Annotated in this window: 14 protein-coding genes; all 14 read left to right on the top strand. The window is 68.0% G+C overall.

What is annotated here, in order from left to right:
• The first annotated feature begins 3 nt into the window (after positions 1-3).
• The 14 genes from kdpA to HWY45_RS02735 all read left to right on the top strand — a co-directional run bounded on the left by kdpA (position 4) and on the right by HWY45_RS02735 (position 17,276).
• Positions 4-1,707, top strand: coding sequence for a potassium-transporting ATPase subunit KdpA (kdpA, locus tag HWY45_RS02800; protein ID WP_059884447.1), 1,704 nt, complete (start codon positions 4-6; stop codon positions 1,705-1,707).
• 10 nt (positions 1,708-1,717) lie between these two features.
• On the top strand, positions 1,718-2,416 hold the full coding sequence (gene kdpC, locus HWY45_RS02795; RefSeq protein WP_081063202.1) for a potassium-transporting ATPase subunit KdpC: 699 nt from the start codon (positions 1,718-1,720) through the stop codon (positions 2,414-2,416).
• An 82-nt stretch (positions 2,417-2,498) separates the two neighbouring features.
• Positions 2,499-4,523: a potassium-transporting ATPase subunit KdpB gene (gene kdpB, locus HWY45_RS02790; protein ID WP_059884529.1), complete on the top strand. Its 2,025-nt coding sequence runs from the start codon at positions 2,499-2,501 to the stop codon at positions 4,521-4,523.
• 94 nt (positions 4,524-4,617) lie between these two features.
• Positions 4,618-6,282, top strand: coding sequence for a DUF4118 domain-containing protein (locus HWY45_RS02785; protein ID WP_230946912.1), 1,665 nt, complete (start codon positions 4,618-4,620; stop codon positions 6,280-6,282).
• The gene (locus tag HWY45_RS02780; protein WP_059884445.1) at positions 6,279-7,013 is read left to right on the top strand and encodes a response regulator; all 735 of its coding nucleotides are present in this window, start codon (positions 6,279-6,281) and stop codon (positions 7,011-7,013) included. Before HWY45_RS02785 ends, HWY45_RS02780 begins: the two co-directional genes overlap by 4 nt.
• Positions 7,014-7,323: 310 nt before the next feature.
• Positions 7,324-8,097, top strand: coding sequence for an ABC transporter substrate-binding protein (locus HWY45_RS02775; protein ID WP_059884444.1), 774 nt, complete (start codon positions 7,324-7,326; stop codon positions 8,095-8,097).
• Positions 8,098-8,164: 67 nt separating this feature from the next.
• Positions 8,165-8,854 (top strand): ABC transporter permease, encoded by a 690-nt coding sequence (locus HWY45_RS02770; protein ID WP_059884443.1) that lies wholly within the window; start codon positions 8,165-8,167, stop codon positions 8,852-8,854.
• Positions 8,851-9,564 (top strand): ABC transporter permease, encoded by a 714-nt coding sequence (locus HWY45_RS02765; protein ID WP_059563303.1) that lies wholly within the window; start codon positions 8,851-8,853, stop codon positions 9,562-9,564. Before HWY45_RS02770 ends, HWY45_RS02765 begins: the two co-directional genes overlap by 4 nt.
• Before the next feature lie 39 nt (positions 9,565-9,603).
• Positions 9,604-10,371 carry an ABC transporter ATP-binding protein gene (locus HWY45_RS02760; RefSeq protein WP_059884442.1) on the top strand — a complete coding sequence of 256 codons (768 nt, stop codon included), beginning with the start codon at positions 9,604-9,606 and terminating at the stop codon, positions 10,369-10,371.
• Between the two features lie 57 nt (positions 10,372-10,428).
• Positions 10,429-10,803 carry a hypothetical protein gene (locus HWY45_RS02755; protein ID WP_059884441.1) on the top strand — a complete coding sequence of 125 codons (375 nt, stop codon included), beginning with the start codon at positions 10,429-10,431 and terminating at the stop codon, positions 10,801-10,803.
• Between the two features lie 92 nt (positions 10,804-10,895).
• The gene (locus tag HWY45_RS02750; protein WP_059884440.1) at positions 10,896-12,188 is read left to right on the top strand and encodes a TolC family protein; all 1,293 of its coding nucleotides are present in this window, start codon (positions 10,896-10,898) and stop codon (positions 12,186-12,188) included.
• An 11-nt stretch (positions 12,189-12,199) separates the two neighbouring features.
• Positions 12,200-13,723: an efflux RND transporter periplasmic adaptor subunit gene (locus tag HWY45_RS02745; protein ID WP_059884527.1), complete on the top strand. Its 1,524-nt coding sequence runs from the start codon at positions 12,200-12,202 to the stop codon at positions 13,721-13,723.
• Positions 13,720-16,926 (top strand): efflux RND transporter permease subunit, encoded by a 3,207-nt coding sequence (locus HWY45_RS02740; RefSeq protein ID WP_059884439.1) that lies wholly within the window; start codon positions 13,720-13,722, stop codon positions 16,924-16,926. The genes HWY45_RS02745 and HWY45_RS02740 overlap by 4 nt, the downstream gene beginning before the upstream one ends.
• Positions 16,923-17,276 carry a copper-binding protein gene (locus tag HWY45_RS02735; RefSeq protein ID WP_059884438.1) on the top strand — a complete coding sequence of 118 codons (354 nt, stop codon included), beginning with the start codon at positions 16,923-16,925 and terminating at the stop codon, positions 17,274-17,276. The genes HWY45_RS02740 and HWY45_RS02735 overlap by 4 nt, the downstream gene beginning before the upstream one ends.
• Positions 17,277-17,548 lie beyond the last annotated feature (272 nt).

The raw sequence follows: 17,548 nt of genomic DNA, 5'->3' as shown, positions 1-17,548 counted from the left end.
GACATGTTCAATAATTTCATTCAATTCGCGATCGTCCTGGCGATCATGCTGGCGCTGGTGCCGGTGGTCGGCAAATGGCTCGCGCACGCGTTCACGAGCCCGCGCCATGCGTGGGTGGAGCGCCGCACGTACGGCCTGCTCGGCGTCGATCCCGGCGAGACGATGTCGTGGAAGCGTTACGGGATGGTGCTGCTGCTCAGCAACGCGGGCATGATGGCGCTCGGCTACCTGCTGCTGCGCGTGCAGGACGCGCTGCCGTTCGACGCGCTGCATCGCGCCGCGCAAAGCCCCGATCTCGCGTTCAACACGGCGGCGTCGTTCATCACGAACACCAACTGGCAGGCGTATGCCGGCGAAAGCAGCCTGTCGAACTTCTCGCAGATGGCGGTCATCACGTTCCTGATGACGGTGAGCGCGGCAACCGGCGTCGCGGCGGCCGGTGGCTTCATCCGCGGCCTGAGCCGCAAGAGCGCGGCCGACATCGGCAACTACTGGGTGGACTTCACGCGCGTGACCTACCGCGTGCTGCTGCCGATCTGCTTCGTGATGGCGCTCGTCTACGTGTGGCAGGGCATGCCGCAGACGCTCGCGTCCGACGCGTGGGCCACCACGCTCGAAGGCGCGCGACAGCAGATCGTCACGGGGCCGGTGGCGAGCCTCGAATCGATCAAGCACATCGGCACCAACGGCGGCGGGTTCTTCAGCATGAACGCGGCGCATCCGTTCGAGAACCCGACGCCGCTCACCAACACGCTGCACATGCTGAGCATGCTGCTGATTCCGTCGGCGCTGACCTATGCGCTCGGCACGATGATCGGCCGGCGCCGCCAGGGCTGGGTGATCCTCGCCGCGTTCGTCGTGATGTTCGTCGGCTTCCTCGCGGTGATCTATCAGGCCGAGCAGCACGGCAATCCGCTGCTCGCGGGGCTCGGCGTCGACCAGCAATGGAGCGCGGAGCAGCCGGGCGGCAACCTGGAAGGCAAGGAGATGCGCTTCGGCATCGCGCAGACGAGCCTGTTCGCGACCGTCACGACGGCCGCCACCACGGGCTCGGTCAACGCGATGCACGATTCGCTGACGCCGCTCGGCGGGCTCGTGCCGCTCGCGCAGATGATGCTGAACAACGTGTTCGGCGGCGACGGCGTCGGGCTGATCAACCTGTTCACGTTCGCGATCCTGACGGTGTTCCTGGTCGGCATGATGATCGGCCGCACGCCGGAATTCCTCGGCAAGAAGATCGAGGCCCGCGAAATGAAGCTGGTGATGCTCGCGGTGCTCGCGCACCCGTTCAGCATTCTCGGCTTCACCGCGCTGGCCGCGCTGATGCGCGCGACGCCGGACAGCCTCGCGAACCTCGGGCCGCACGGCTTCAGCGAGGTGCTGTACGCATACACGTCGGGCACCGCCAACAACGGCTCCGCGTTCGCGGGCCTGAACGCGAACACGCCGTTCTTCAACACGACGATCGGCCTGGCGATGCTGGTCGGCCGCTACCTGACGCTGCTGCCGATGCTGGCCGTCGCCGGCTGCCTCGCCGCCAAGAAAAGCATTCCCGAGAGCGCCGGCACGCTGTCGACGTCGACGGGCCTGTTCGCCGGCCTGCTGATCTTCGTGATCCTCGTCGTCGGCGGCCTCACGTTCCTGCCCGCGCTCGCGCTCGGCCCGATCGTCGAGCATCTGATGATGACGAGCGGCCAACTGTTCTGAGGAAACCCACATGGCTCAAAGCAATCGCCACGCGGCGCCCGCCGCCGCACCGGCACCCGGATCGTCGCTCGCCGACGCGACGCGCGGCCTCGTCAGGCCCGTGATCGCCTCGTCGGTGCTGTTCATGCTCGTCACCGGCCTCGCGTACCCGCTGCTCACCACCGGCGCCGCGAACCTGCTGTTCCCGTCGCAGGCGCGCGGCAGCCTGGTCGTGCGCGACGGCGTGACGGTCGGCTCCGCGGTGATCGGGCAGAACTTCACGCGGCCCGAGTATTTCCATCCGAGGCCGAGCGCGACGGTCGGCACCGATCCCGCCGATCCGGCCAAGACCGTCGACCAGCCGTACAACGCGGCCGGCAGCGGCGCGAGCAACCAGGGCGCCACCAGCAAGAAGCTGCTGGCGGACGTCACGGCACGCACGCAAGCGTACCGCCAGCAGAACGGGCTCGCGGACGGCGCGCCGGTGCCGGTCGACGCGGTGACCGCATCCGCGTCCGGGCTCGATCCGGACATCTCGCTCGCGAACGCGCGGCTGCAGGCGGCGCGCGTCGCGCAGGCGCGCGGCGTGAGCGTCGAACAGGTGATGGCGCTGGTCGGGCAGGTGGCCACGCCGCGCCAGCTCGCGGTGCTCGGCGAGCCCCGCATCCGCGTGCTCGAACTGAACATGGCGCTCGACCGCTCGCTGGGTCAAGCGGCCGGCGCGCGCTGAGAGAACGCAAAGGAGTCGTTTCATGTCCCCTATCGAAACTTCGATCAACCCCGCGGCCGCGCCGATCGGCGACGTGCCGCCGATGCGCTGGACCGCGGTGCTGCGCGACGCGTTCCGCAAGCTCGCGCCGCAGGTGCAGTGGAAGAACCCGGTGATGTTCGTGGTCTACCTCGGCAGCATCGTCACGACGGTGCTGTGGCTGCAGGCGCTCGCGGGCAACGGCGACGCGCCGGCCGGCTTCATCTTCGCGGTGGCGTGCTGGCTGTGGTTCACGGTGCTGTTCGCGAACGCGGCCGAGGCGCTGGCCGAAGGGCGCGGCAAGGCGCAGGCCGAGGCGCTGCGCTCGTCGCGCAAGCGCGTGGTTGCGAAAGTGCTCGACGAGCCGAAGCGCTACGGCAGCACGACCCATCGCGTGCCGAGCGACGAGCTGGCCGCCGGCAGCGTCGTGCTCGTCGAGGCCGGCGACACGATTCCGGCCGACGGCGAGGTGATCGACGGCGTCGCGTCGGTCGACGAATCGGCGATCACCGGCGAATCCGCGCCGGTGATCCGCGAGTCGGGCGGCGATTTCTCGTCGGTCACGGGCGGCACGCGCGTGCTGTCCGACTGGATCGTCGTGCGCATCACCGCGAACCCCGGCGAGGCGTTCCTCGACCGGATGATCGCGATGGTCGAGGGCGCGAAGCGCGGCAAGACGCCGAACGAAATCGCGCTGTCGATCCTGCTGGTCGCGCTGACGATCATCTTCCTGCTGGTGTGCGTGACGCTGTTGCCGTTCTCGACCTTCAGCGTGCTGCTCAACGGCGCGGGCTCGGCCGTGAGCCTCACCGTGCTGATCGCGCTGCTGGTGTGCCTGATCCCGACGACGATCGGCGCGCTGCTGTCGGCGATCGGCATCGCGGGCATGAGCCGCATGATGCGCGCGAACGTGCTGGCAACCTCGGGCCGCGCGATCGAGGCGGCCGGCGACGTCGACGTGCTGCTGCTCGACAAGACCGGCACGATCACGCTCGGCAACCGCGAGGCCGTGCAGTTCCGGCCCGCGCCGGGCGTCGACGAGCGCACGCTCGCACAGGCCGCGCTGCTGTCGTCGCTCGCGGACGAGACGCCGGAAGGCCGCTCGATCGTCGCGCTCGCGAAGCAGCGCGCCGTGTCGCCGCTGCCGGACCTCGACGGGCACGTCACCGTGCCGTTCAGCGCGCGCACCCGGATGAGCGGGATCGACATCGGCGCGCGCCAGGTGCGCAAGGGCGCGGCGTCCGCGATCCGTGCGCACGTCGATAGGCTCGGCGGCGTGTTCCCGGGCGACGTCGACGCGGCCGTCAACGACATCGCGCGCCGCGGCGGCACGCCGCTCGTGGTGGCCGACGGCGGCAAGGTGCTCGGCACGATCGAGCTGAAGGACATCGTCAAGCACGGGATCAAGGCGCGCTTCGCCGAGCTGCGCAAGGTCGGCGTGAAGACCGTGATGATCACCGGCGACAACCGGCTCACCGCGGCCGCGATCGCGGCGGAGGCGGGCGTCGACGACTTCCTCGCGGAAGCGACGCCGGAAGACAAGCTGCGCCTGATCCGCGAGCACCAGGCGAAGGGCCACCTCGTCGCGATGACGGGCGACGGCACCAACGACGCGCCGGCGCTCGCGCAGGCCGACGTGGCGGTGGCGATGCACAGCGGCACGCAGGCGGCGAAGGAGGCGGCCAACATGGTCGACCTCGACAGCAGCCCGACCAAGCTGATGCAGGTGGTCGAGGTCGGCAAGCAGATGATCATGACGCGCGGCGCGCTCACGACGTTCAGCGTTGCGAACGATCTCGCGAAGTACTTCGCGATCATTCCGGCGGCGTTCGTCGCGACCTATCCGGCGCTCGGCGCGCTGAACGTGATGGGGCTGCACAGCCCGACGTCGGCGATCCTGTCGGCGGTGATCTTCAACGCGCTGATCATCGTCGCGCTGATCCCGCTCGCGCTGAAGGGCGTCAAGTACCGCGCCGAGCCCGCCGAGAAGCTGCTGTGGCGCAACCTGCTGATCTACGGCGTGGGCGGCGTCGTCGCGCCGTTCATCGGCATCAAGCTGATCGACATGCTGCTGACGCCGTTCGTCTGACCGATGCGCATCCGGCCACGCGTCGCGCCCGAATCGGCGCGCGCGTGGCCGCACCGCATCCGACTTGCCGGGAGGGCGATTGAACGAGAACGCGATGCATCGACATGGGGACGACCTGAACGCGGTCGCCGAACCCGATACGGCCCGCAAGGGCCGCAGTCCCAGGCGTCCGTTAGCGCGGTTTTTGAGCGCCTGCGCGGGCGTCGTCGCGCGGATCGCCGGGGCCGAGCCCGGCAGCGGCCCGCCCGCGCACGTGCGCCGGCGGGCGTCGCCGTATGTCGCGCCGCTCGCGTGGGCGACGCTGGTCTGCGGGCTCGCGACGCTCGCGGCGAACGCGCTGCTGCGCGTGTTCGACCTGTCGAACGTGGTGATGCTGTTCCTGCTGACGGTCGTGCTCGTCGCGCTGCGCTTCGGCCGCGCGGCCGGCGCGTGGGCGGCATTCGTGTGCGTCGGCTGCTTCGACTTCTTCTTCGTCGAGCCGCGCTGGTCGTTCGCGGTGTCCGATACGCAGTACGTGTTTACGTTCGCGCTGATGCTCGCGGTGGCGCTGGCGGTCGGCCAGCTCGCGGCGCGGCTGCGCGCGGAGGCGTGCGCCGCGCGCGCGAACGAAAAGCGCTCGGCGGCGCTCGCGCGGGTCGCGCGCGACCTGTCGGCGGCGATCGAGACCGAGCAGATCGCGTCGATCTGCACCGGCACGATCGGGCCGCTGCTCGGCGTGCACGTCGCGCTCGTGCTGCCCGATGCGGACGACCGGATGCCGGCCGCGCACGACGCCCGCTTCGTCGATCCGGTGGCGGCCCGCTGGGCCTACGAGCATGCGCAGCCGGCCGGCCGCTGCACGCAGGCGCTTGGCGATGCGGTGGCGCAGTACATGCCGCTGAAGGCGCCGATGCGGGTGCGCGGCGTGCTCGCGCTGCACGCGGGCGCGCAGCCGCTGCCGACCGACCCGGACGACCGGCGCCTGCTGGCCGCGCTGTGCTCGTCGATCGCGATGGCGCTGGAGCGCGTGCATTACGTCGAGGTCGCGCAGCGCACGCTGGTGCGCATGGAAGGCGAGCGGCTGCGCAACGCGCTGCTGTCCGCGGTGTCGCACGACCTGAAGACGCCGTTGACCGCGATCCGAGGCCTCGCGGAAACGCTCGAGCGGCCGGAGCGGCTCGCGCCCGGGCAGCCGGCCGGGCTGGCCCGCTCGATTCGCGACCAGGCCGAGGCGCTGCACCTGCTCGTCGTGAACCTGCTCGATCTCGCGCGCATGCAGAGCGAAGGCGTGCGGCTGAACCGCGAGTGGCACATGCTCGACGAGATCGTCGGCAGCGCGCTCGCGCATTCCGCGCACGCGCTGGCCGGCCGCGACGTGAAGGCGGACCTGCCCGCCGACCTGCCGCTGATCGACGTCGACGCGCTGCTGATCGAGCGCGTGCTGATGAACCTGCTCGACAACGCCGCGAAATACGCGGGCGCCGACGCATCCGTGTCGGTGCGCGCGCGCGTGTTCGGCGAGACGATCTACGTGTTCGTCGAGGACGACGGGCCGGGCTTCGTCGTGCGCGACCCCGAGCCGCTGTTCGCGCCGTTCGAGCGCGAGCGGCAGGTGTCGTCGATTGCCGGCGTCGGGCTCGGGCTCGCGCTGTGCCGCAGCATCGTCAATGCGCACGGCGGCTCGATCCGCGCGATGCCGCTCGAACCGCACGGCGCGCGATTCGAGATCCGTCTGCCGTTGGGCGCGCCGCCCGATATCGAACACGAGAGTCATTCATGATCCGTTCACGCGTGCTGGTCGTAGAAGATGAAGCCGACATCCGGCGGTTCGTGCGGATGGCGCTGGAGCAGGAAGGGATGGATACGTGCGAGGCGTCGACGGCCCGCGAGGCGCGCATGTATGCGTCGAGCAGCAAGCCCGATCTCGTGATCGTCGACCTCGGGCTGCCCGACGACGACGGCAAGGCGTTCATCCGCGAGCTGCGCGAATGGTCGACGGTGCCCGTCATCGTGCTGTCCGCGCGGCAGCAGGAAGTGGAGAAGGTCGCGGCGCTCGACGCGGGCGCGGACGACTACCTGGCGAAGCCGTTCGGCGTGCCCGAGCTGCTCGCACGCGCGCGGGCGCAGCTGCGCCGCGCGGCGTTCGTGTCGGACGAGGACGGGCAGTCGTCGTCGATCGTGCGCTTCGGCGACGTGGTGGTCGATCTCGGCAAGCACGAGGTGGTGCGCGCCGGCCAGCCCGTGCACCTGACCCGGCTCGAGTTCCGCCTGCTTGCCGCGCTGATTCGCGGGCGCGGCGGCGTGATCGCCGCGCGGCAACTGCTGGCCGAGGTTTGGGGCATCCACGATGCGGACCGCGCGCACTACGTGCGGGTCTACATGACGAACCTGCGGCAGAAGCTCGAACAGGTGCCGGCCGCGCCGCGGCACCTGCTGACCGAGCTGCAGTTCGGCTACCGGCTGGTCGGGCTCGAGGCCGTCGGCGCGAAGCGCGGGGAGGGGGAGGGCTGAGGGCTGATGTGAGGGCGTGCTGGCGTCGGCGTGCTGGCGTCGTCCCCGGTCTAGACAAGCGATCTATCACCATCGGCGCGGCGGCCTCGCGCCGGCTCGTGCGCGTTTAGCTCGATGTCATCCATATGTAATTGAAATTCAAGGAATTTTCGTCCGCGAAAAACAATCTCCCGACAATTAGAGATAAACACGGATTGCTGACGGAAGCGAAAAAACGGCAAAGTTGTATGTACAACTTAGGCGGCCGATTGGATGGCGCGCAGGTTGGGCGGGCGGGTGCCCGTCGTCTTCCCGACATCACAGGAACGCCATGAAGAAACTCGCGCTCAGTATTGCCCTTGCCTGCATCGCGGTCGGTGCCCACGCCAAGGATTGGTCGACGATCCGCTTCGGCGTCGACGCCAGCTATCCGCCGTTCGAATCGAAGGGCGTCGACGGCAAGGTGGCCGGCTTCGACGTCGACCTCGGCAATGAAATCTGCGCGCGCCTGAAGGCGAAGTGCGTGTGGATCGAGAACGACTTCGACGGGATGATCCCGGCGCTGAAGGCGAAGAAGTTCGACGGCGTGCTGTCGTCGATGTCGATGACGGCGCAGCGCGCGGAACAGATCGCGTTCTCCGACAAGCTGTTCAACACGCCGACGCGCCTCGTCGCGAAGAAGGGCACGACGGTGCTGCCGACGGCCGACGCGCTGAAGGGCAAGTCGGTGGGCGTCGAGCAGGGCACGATCCAGGAGACTTACGCGAAGGCCTACTGGGCGCCGAAGGGCGTGCAGGTCGTGCCTTACCAGAACCAGGACGGCGTGTATGCGGATCTCGTGTCGGGCCGCCTCGATGCCGCGCTGCAGGACGCGGTGCAGGCCGACGTCGGCTTCCTGAAGACGCCGCGCGGCGCGGGCTTCCAGTTCGCCGGCGGCGACATCGACGATCCGAAGACGCTCGGCAACGGCGCCGGCATCGGCCTGCGCAAGGAAGACGCCGACCTGAAGGCGAAGATCAACCAGGCGATCGCCGACATGCTGAAGGACGGCACCTACAAGAAGATCGAGAAGAAGTACTTCACGTTCGACGTCTACGGCGGCTAATCGCATGGCGGCGCGCCCGGCTCAGGCCGCGGCGCGCCGCACGCCTTTCTGGAGTGGAGACGCTCACATGTTTTTCCATGGATTTGGCCCGCTGCTGTGGGCCGGCACGGTCGAGACCGTGAAGCTCGCGGTGCTGTCGCTGGCCGCGTCGCTCGTGCTGGGGCTCGCCGGCGCGGCCGCGAAGCTGTCGGCGAACCGTGTGCTCGCATCGGTCGGCACGTTCTATACGACGCTGATTCGCGCGGTGCCCGACCTCGTGCTGATGCTGCTGCTGTTCTACGGGATGCAGATCCTGCTGAACGACGTGACCGACGTGCTCGGCTGGGACCAGATCGACATCGACCCGTTCGCGGCCGGCGTCGTGACGCTCGGCTTCATCTACGGCGCGTATTTCACCGAGACGTTCCGCGGCGCGTTCCTGTCGGTGCCGCGCGGCCAGCTCGAAGCGGGCTTCGCATACGGGATGAGCGGATGGCGCGTGTTCCACCGCATCCTGTTCCCGCAGATGATGCGTTTCGCGCTGCCGGGCATCGGCAACAACTGGCAGGTGCTCGTGAAGGCCACCGCGCTGGTGTCGATCATCGGCCTGGCGGACGTCGTGAAGGCGTCGCAGGATGCGGGCAAGAGCACGCTGAACTTCTTTTTCTTCACGCTTGCGGCGGGTGCGATCTACCTCGCGATCACGACGGTGTCGAACGTCGTGCTGCACCACCTCGAGAAGCGTTATTCGGTCGGCGTCCGGAGGCTTGCACTGTGATCGAGATCCTCAGCCAGTACTGGCAAAGCTACCTCTACACCGACGGCTACCGCTTCAGCGGGCTTGCGATCACGCTGTGGCTGCTGGTCGTGTCGATCGCGCTCGGTTTCGTGCTCGCGGTGCCGCTCGCGATCGCGCGCGCGTCGAGCAATCGCTGGGTGTCGGGGGCCGTGTGGTTATACACGTACGTGTTTCGCGGCACGCCGCTCTACGTGCAGCTGCTGATGTGCTACACGGGCATCTACAGCCTGCAGGTCGTGCACGATCACGTGCTGCTCGACAGCTTCTTCCGCGATGCGATGAACTGCACGCTGCTCGCGTTCACGCTGAACGAGTGCGCGTATGCGACGGAGATTTTCGCGGGCGCGATCAAGTCGACCGCGGCGGGCGAGGTCGAGGCCGGGCTCGCGTACGGGATGTCGCGTTTCAAGCTGTATACGCGGATCATCCTGCCGTCCGCGCTGCGCCGCTCGCTGCCGAGCTACAGCAACGAAGTGATCCTGATGCTGCACGCGACCACGCTCGCGTTCACCGCGACCGTGCCCGACATCCTGAAGGTCACGCGCGACGTGAACTCGGCCACGTACATGTCGTTCCAGGCATACGGGATCGCGGCGGTGATGTACGCGGTGGTCGTCTTTGCGCTCATCTGGGCGTTCCGCAAGCTCGAGGCGCGCTGGCTCGCATTCCTGTCGCCCCGCGGTCATTAACGCATTCACGCATTCGCGCATTCGTAAGGAAACACAAGCATGTACAAGCTCATCGTCGAGGACCTGCACAAGAAGTTCGGCGACAACGAAGTGCTGAAGGGCGTCTCGATGCAGGCGAAGGCCGGCGACGTGATCAGCATCATCGGGTCGAGCGGCTCGGGCAAGAGCACGTTCCTGCGCTGCATCAATTTTCTCGAGCAGCCGTGCTCGGGGCAGATCACGATCGGCAGCGAGGCGATCCAGACCACGCGCGACAAGCACGGCGCGCTGCGCGTGGCCGACCAGAAGCAGTTGCAGCGCATGCGCACGAAGCTCGCGATGGTGTTCCAGCACTTCAACCTGTGGGCGCACATGACGGTGCTGGAGAACGTGATCGAGGCGCCGATGGCGGTGCTCGGGCTCGGCAAGGACGAAGCCGTGTCGCGTGCGCGCAAGTACCTCGAGAAGGTCGGGCTGCCGGCGCGGGTCGAGGGGATGTATCCATCGCACCTGTCGGGCGGGCAGCAGCAGCGCGTCGCGATCGCGCGGGCGCTGGCGATGGAGCCGGAAGTGATGCTGTTCGACGAGCCGACGTCGGCGCTCGACCCCGAGCTCGTCGGCGAGGTGCTGAAGGTGATGCAGAAGCTCGCCGAGGAAGGCCGCACGATGGTCGTCGTCACGCACGAGATGGGGTTTGCGCGCAACGTGTCGAATCACGTGATCTTCCTGCATCAGGGGCGGATCGAGGAGCAGGGGCATCCGCAGGAGATTCTCGTCAACCCGAAGAGCGAGCGGTTGGGGCAGTTTTTGTCGGGGCGGTTGAAATAACGCAGGCGGTCGCGCGGCGGATGCGTCGTTGTTCCCCGCCGCGCTATAATCCGCGCCATGAAACTCCTCCGGACCTTCATCCTCCTGCTGCTTTGCGCGGTGCTGCCCATCAGCGGGCTGGCTGCGAGCGGCTTGACCGGAGAATGTCCGATGCAGCATTCGATGTCCGGGGCGGGCGACGCGGCGATGTCCGTCGACATGCCCGGCTGCGAGTCGATGAAGTCGATATCGACGTCGCCTGACAAGGCGAAAGCCAAGGGCACGCTCTGCAAGGCGACGGCCCAATGCCAGTTCGGCAGCCTCTACCATCCGGCCCCTCGGGCCGACATCAGCCGCCCGGCCACGTTCGCCGGCCCGGTCGTGTTCCACTACACCCAGTCTCTGCCGAACCGCGACCCGAACGGGTTGTGGCGACCTCCGCGTCTCTGCTGATCCCAATCTGACAGGTTCACCGCGCTCGCGGTGAGGTTCGTCCTATGCCAGGACGTGGAATCCCTTTGGGATTTCGCCGTTGGGGTTAGATCATGCCAATCATGTCTGGCACGCCGCTGCGCCGGCGTGCCCGTTGGCGCGCGCGCACGCTGTGCGCGGCGCTCCTTGTCGCGGGCGTCGCACATGCCGAGCCCGCGCCTTTCACGCTCGACGCGGCATTGCAGTCCGCGACCGACCGTTCCGCGTCGATGGAGGCCGCCCAGGCTTCCGTGCGCGCCAGCTCCGAAGCGGCCGTCAAGGCCGGCCGCTTGCCCGACCCAATGCTCAAGGCGGGCATCGACAACCTGCCGGTCAACGGCCCGCAGCGCTTCACCGTCGGCCAGGATTTCATGACGATGCGCCGTATCGGCATCGAGCAGGAATGGGTGTCGGGCGACAAGCGGCGATTGCGTTCAGCGCTCGCCGGCGAACGGGTCGGCCGCGAGCGCGCCGGCTATCTGGTGCAGCTCGCGACCGTGCGCCAGCAAACCGCATCGGCGTGGCTGAACGCCGTCTATGCGAAGAAGGCGCTCGCATTGCAGCAGGCGCTGCTCGATCACATGACGCACGAGTTCGCCGCCACGCAGGCGTCGTATCGCGGCGCGCGGGCCGGCGCCGCCGACGTGGTGCAGGCGCGGGCCATGCTCGCGCAGGCGCAGGACCAGCTGCTGAAAGCGCAGCAGACCTACCGGACCGCGCTGATCGGCCTTTCGCGATGGACGGCCGTGCCCGTCGCCGACGTGGCCGGCGAACCGCCCGCGCCCGAATCCTATGTGCCGTCGCTGCCGCCGGACGAACTGCGGGCGGCGCAGCCGACGCTCGCGGCCGCCGCGGACGATATCGCGGTGGCCGAAGCCGATGCCGCGGTGGCCGACAGCGAGCGCCGCCCGAACTGGACGTGGGAGATCGCGTACCAGCAGCGGGGCGGCGCGTATTCGAACATGGTGTCGGTGGGCGTCACGATCCCGTTGCCGCTCGATCGCAAGAACCGCCAGAACCGCGACGTCGCCGAGAAAACCGAACTCGCGACCCGCGCGCGCCTGCTGTACGAGGACACGCTGCGGCAGGTTCAGGCCGACATCCGCACGCAGGCCGCGACGCTCGCGAGCGGCCGCGAGCGCATCGCGCAGCTGAGCACGACGCTGCTGCCGGCCGCCGAGCAGCGCGTGCAGCTCGCGAACGCCGCCTACCGGGCCGGCACCGGCTCGCTCGCAGATACCTTCGCCGCGCGGCGCGCGCAACTGGAGGCGCAGCAGCAGGTGCTCGACCTCCGGCGCGACGTGTCGCAGACATGGGCCCAGCTCGAATACCAGGTCGTGCCGTCGACGATGGCCGCCGTCCAGTGAAGGAGAACACGATGATCAAGCAACCACTGGCGCGCGTCGTCCTGACGGTATTCGCCGGCGCGGCGCTGCTCGGCGCGGGCTATGCCGTGGGCATTCGCCACGCGTCTTCGAATGCGACGACGACACCGAACGCCACCGCCATGCCCGGCGACAACGTCGATCCGAAGACGGGGCGCAAGGTGCTGTACTGGCACGACCCGATGGTGCCGAACCAGCATTTCGACAAGCCGGGCAAGTCGCCTTTCATGAACATGCAACTGGAGCCCGTCTATGCGGATGACGGCGGCGGCGCCTCCGGCATCAAGATCGACCCGGGTCTTCAGCAGAACCTCGGCATTCGCTATGCGACCGTGCGCCGGCGGGACACGGCGAGCGGATTCGATGCCGTCGGCACCACGCAGTTCGACGAGTCGCGTGCCGACGTCGTACAGTCGCGCGTGACCGGCTATATCGACCGGCTGTATGCAAGCGCACCGATGCAACGCGTCGCGAAGGGCGCGCCGATCGCGTCGCTGTTCGTTCCGGAATGGCTCGCGCCGCAGGAGGAGTACCTCGCGCTCAAGCGTGGCGGCATGGACAGTGGCCTGCTCGACGCATCGCGCGCGCGGATGCGCGCACTGTCGATCCCCGACGGCATGATCGCTGCGCTGGACCGCACCGGCAACGCGCAAACGCACATCGTGCTGACGGCGCCGGAAGCGGGCGTCGTCAGCGAACTGAACGTCCGGAATGGCGCGATGGTCGCGCCCGGGCAGACGCTCGCGAAAATCTCGGGCCTGTCGACGCTCTGGCTCATCGTCGAGATTCCGGAAGCGCTCGCGCTGAACGCGAAACCCGGCATGACGGTCGACGCGACGTTCTCGGGCGACCCGACGCAGCATTTCATCGGGCGAATCCGCGAGATGCTGCCGGGTATCAGCACCACGAGCCGCACGCTTCAGGCGCGTCTGGAGATCGACAACGCCGCGCTCAAGCTGACGCCCGGCATGCTGATGCGCGTGCGTGTCGATGGGCAACACGCCGTGTCGCGGCTGCTCGTGCCGTCCGAGGCGGTCATCACGACCGGCAGGCGCTCGGTCGTCATCGTGAAGAACGGCGACGGCCGCCTGCAGCCGGCATCGGTGACGGTCGGCAACGACGTCGGCAGCGAAACCGAAGTGCTGAGCGGGCTGAACGACGGTGACACCGTCGTCGCGTCGGGCCAGTTCCTGATCGATTCCGAAGCGAGCCTGAAGTCGGTGCTGCCGAGGCTGGCAGGCGGCATGAGGGCGAGCGCAACCGAGACGGCATCCGCATCCGCTTCGCAGACCTACGAAACCACCGGCAAGGTCGAGAAAGTGACCGCCGCGGACATCACGTTCTCGCATCAACCGGTTCCGGCACTCGGTTGGGGCGCGATGACGATGACGTTCAACAAGCCGGCACCCAACGCTTTCCCGGACGCGAAGTCAGGACAGACGGTTCACTTCGTCTTCAAGCAAACGGACGACGGCTACCAGCTGACGAAGGTCGAACCGAGCGGAGGCGCCCAATGATCGCGCGCGTCATTCGCTGGTCGATTCGCAACCGCTTCCTCGTGCTGCTCGCGACGCTGCTGGTGACGGCATGGGGCATCCATTCGCTGAAGCAAACGCCGCTCGATGCGTTGCCGGACCTGTCGGATACCCAGGTGATCATCAAGGCGTCGTATCCGGGCAAGGCGCCGCAGGTGATCGAGGATCAGGTGACCTACCCGCTGACGACGACTTTGCTCGGCGTGCCCGGCGCAAAGACCGTCCGCGCGTATTCGTCGTTCGGCGATGCGTTCGTCTACGTGCTGTTCGACGACCGCACCGACCCGTACTGGGCGCGCTCGCGCGTGCTCGAATATCTGAACCAGGTGCAGAGCCGGCTGCCGCAGGGCGCGACGGTGTCGCTCGGGCCCGATGCGACCGGGGTTGGCTGGGTCTACGAGTACGCGCTCGTCGACCGCACGGGCCAACACGATCTCGGCCAGCTGCGCGCGCTGAACGACGGGTTCCTGAAGTTCGAGCTGAAGGCGGTGCCCGACGTCGCCGAGGTCGCGAGCCTCGGCGGCATGGTGCGCCAGTACCAGGTCGTGCTCGACCCGGACCGGCTGCGCGCATACGGCATCACACAGGCCGCGGTGGCCGATGCGCTCGGCAAGGCGAACCAGGCGTCCGGCGGCTCGGTCGTCGAGCTCGCCGAGTCGGAGTACATGGTGCGTTCGTCCGGCTATCTGCGCTCGCTCGACGATTTCCGCCACGTCGTGCTGCGCACGAACGACGCCGGCACGCCGGTGCTGCTCGGCGATGTCGCGCGGGTGCAGATCGGGCCGGAGATGCGGCGCGGCATCGCGGAGCTGAACGGCCAGGGCGAAGTCGCGGGCGGCGTGATCGTGATGCGCTCGGGCAAGAACGCGCTGACCACCATCGACGCGGTGAAGGCGAAGCTGGCCGATCTCGAACGGTCGCTGCCGCCCGGCGTCGAGGTCGTCACGACCTACGATCGCTCGCAGCTGATCGAGCGCGCGGTGGGCAACCTGAAGGACAAGCTCGTCGAGGAGTTCGTCATCGTCGGGCTCGTCTGCGCGGTGTTCCTGTTTCACCTGCGCAGCGCGTTCGTCGCGATCCTGTCGTTGCCGCTCGGCGTGCTCGCCGCGTTCATCGTGATGCGCTATCAGGGCGTGAACGCGAACCTGATGTCGCTCGGTGGCATCGCGATCGCGATCGGCGCGATGATCGATGCGGCGATCGTGATGATCGAGAACGCGCACAAGCACCTGGAAGCGTTCGCGCATCGGTTTCCCGACACACGGATGACCGCCCCGCAGCGCTGGGAACTGATCGCGACGTCGGCCGCCGAGGTGGGGCCGGCGTTGTTCTTCTCGCTGCTGATCATCACGCTGTCGTTCATTCCGGTGTTCTCGCTGGAAGGGCAGGAAGGCAAGCTGTTCTCGCCGCTCGCGTTCACGAAGACCTACACGATCGCGGCGGCGGCCGGGTTGTCGGTCACGCTGGTGCCGGTGCTGATGGGCTACCTGATCCGCGGCCGGATTCCACACGAGCACGCCAATCCGATCAACCGCGTGCTGATCCGGCTGTATCGTCCGTTGCTCGACGCGACGTTGCGCCGGCCGTGGTTCGCCATCGGCGTCGCCGTCGTCGCACTGGTGCTGACTGCGGTGCCGATTGCGCGTCTCGGCGGTGAATTCATGCCGCCGCTCGACGAAGGCGACCTGCTGTACATGCCGACCGCGCTGCCCGGCATCTCGGCGGCGAAGGCGAGCGAGCTGCTGCAGCAGACCGATCGCCTCATCCAGACGGTGCCCGAAGTCGCGACCGTGTTCGGCAAGTCGGGGCGGGCCGATACGGCGACCGATCCCGCGCCGCTCGAGATGTTCGAGACGACCATTCGCTTCAAGCCGCGCGATCGATGGCGGCCGGGCATGACGCCCGAGAGGCTGATCGACGAACTCGATCGCACGGTGAAGGTGCCGGGGCTCTCGAGCGTGTGGGTGCCGCCGATCCGCAACCGGCTCGACATGCTGTCGACGGGGATCAAGACGCCGGTCGGGGTCAAGATTTCCGGGCCGGACCTGACGCAGATCGACCGCATCGCGACGCAGGTCGAGGCGGCCGTGAAGCGCGTGCCGGGCGTGACCTCGGCGCTCGCGGAGCGGCTGAACGGCGGCCGCTACATCGACGTCGACATCGACCGGCTCGCCGCGGCGCGATACGGGCTCGCGGTTGCGGACATCCAGTCGGTGGTGTCGTCGGCGATCGGCGGCGAGAACGTCGGCGAGGTGATCGCCGGCCGCGAACGCTTTCCGATCAACCTGCGCTATCCGCGCGAGATACGCGACTCGCTCGAGAAGCTGCGTGCGCTGCCGATCGTCACCGAGCGCGGCGCGCAGCTCCGGCTCGGCGACGTCGCGAACGTGACGATCGCCGACGGCCCGCCGATGATTCGCAGCGAGAACGCCCGGCTGTCCGGTTACGTGTACGTCGATATCCGCAACACCGACCTGCGCTCGGCGGTCGACGCGATGCAGCGGGCCGTGGCGCGGGAGGTCCGCCTGCCGCCCGGTTATGCGATCGCGTGGTCGGGGCAGTTCGAGTACCTGGAGCGGGCGGAGGCCAAGCTGCGAACGGTGATTCCCGCGACGCTCGCCGTGATCTTCGTGCTGCTGTTCCTGACCTTCGGCTCGGCCGCGGACGCGCTGCTGCTGATGTCGACGGTGCCGTTCGCACTGGTCGGCGGTTTCTGGCTGATCTGGCTGCTGGGCCATGCGGTGTCCGTCGCGACGTCGGTCGGCTTCATCGCGCTTGCCGGCGTGGCGGCCGAATTCGGCGTCGTGATGCTGCTGTACCTGAAGGGCGCGCTCGATCGGCGGCTCGCGAGCGGCGAACCGCTCACCGAGGCGCTGCTGCTCGACGCGATCCGCGAAGGCGCGGTGCTGCGCGTGCGGCCGAAGGCGATGACGGTTGCCGTCGTGCTGGCCGGCCTCGTGCCGATCATGGTCGGGCACGGCGCCGGCTCGGAGGTGATGCAGCGCATCGCGGCGCCGATGGTCGGCGGGATGGTGACGGCGCCGCTGCTGTCGATGTTCGTGATCCCTGCCGCGTGGTTCCTGTTGCAGCGACGTCGTGCGGTGCATGCCGACGCCGTCCGTTTTACCGATGCAGTTCCCGCCGGCACGCAGGTGCCGGTTCAACCTACTGGAGAAACTCAATGAAGAAACTGATCGTGGTATCCGTCGCGTTGGCTTGCGTGCTGGCAGCGCCGGCATTCGCCGGCAATGACATGGCCGACATGGACATGTCGTCGAAGCCGTCCGCGATGAAAGCGGCGCCGGCGCATGCGCTGACCGACGCCGAAGTGCGCAAGGTCGATCCCGCGACCGGCATGATCACGCTGAAACACGGCGCGCTCGACAACGTCGGCATGCCCGCGATGACGATGGCGTTCAAGGCGAAGGACGCGGCGATGGTCCGGCAGGTGAAGGAAGGCGACAAGGTCAGGGTGCGCGTCGAGGAAGTGGGCGGCACGATGACGATCGTGAGGCTGGAGAAGCGCGCGGGGTGAGGCGGTGATGGCAGGCGCGCGGGGTGCGCCTGCATGCTTGTTTCAAACCGTCCCTCACCCTATACTCGCCGAGTTCGCGCTGGGATCAAACACTTGTTGCGCTCTCGCTCATGCGACAGACCTCAAGTGCCCGGACGCCAAAGAAATGAAAGGCCGCCTCGTGCGGCCTTTTGCTTTTCCGGGCCATCCAGCCGTTTGTTTTCCACGGATGGACATCAAACGGTGGATTGGCACCCATCGCATGATGCGCGGTCTGGCATCGAAGCGGCACT

The sequence above is a fragment of the Burkholderia stagnalis genome, from assembly GCF_902830275.1.
In the GTDB taxonomy this organism is placed as follows: Bacteria; Pseudomonadota; Gammaproteobacteria; order Burkholderiales; family Burkholderiaceae; genus Burkholderia; species Burkholderia stagnalis.
This window is presented reverse-complemented; position numbering and strand designations above follow the sequence as displayed.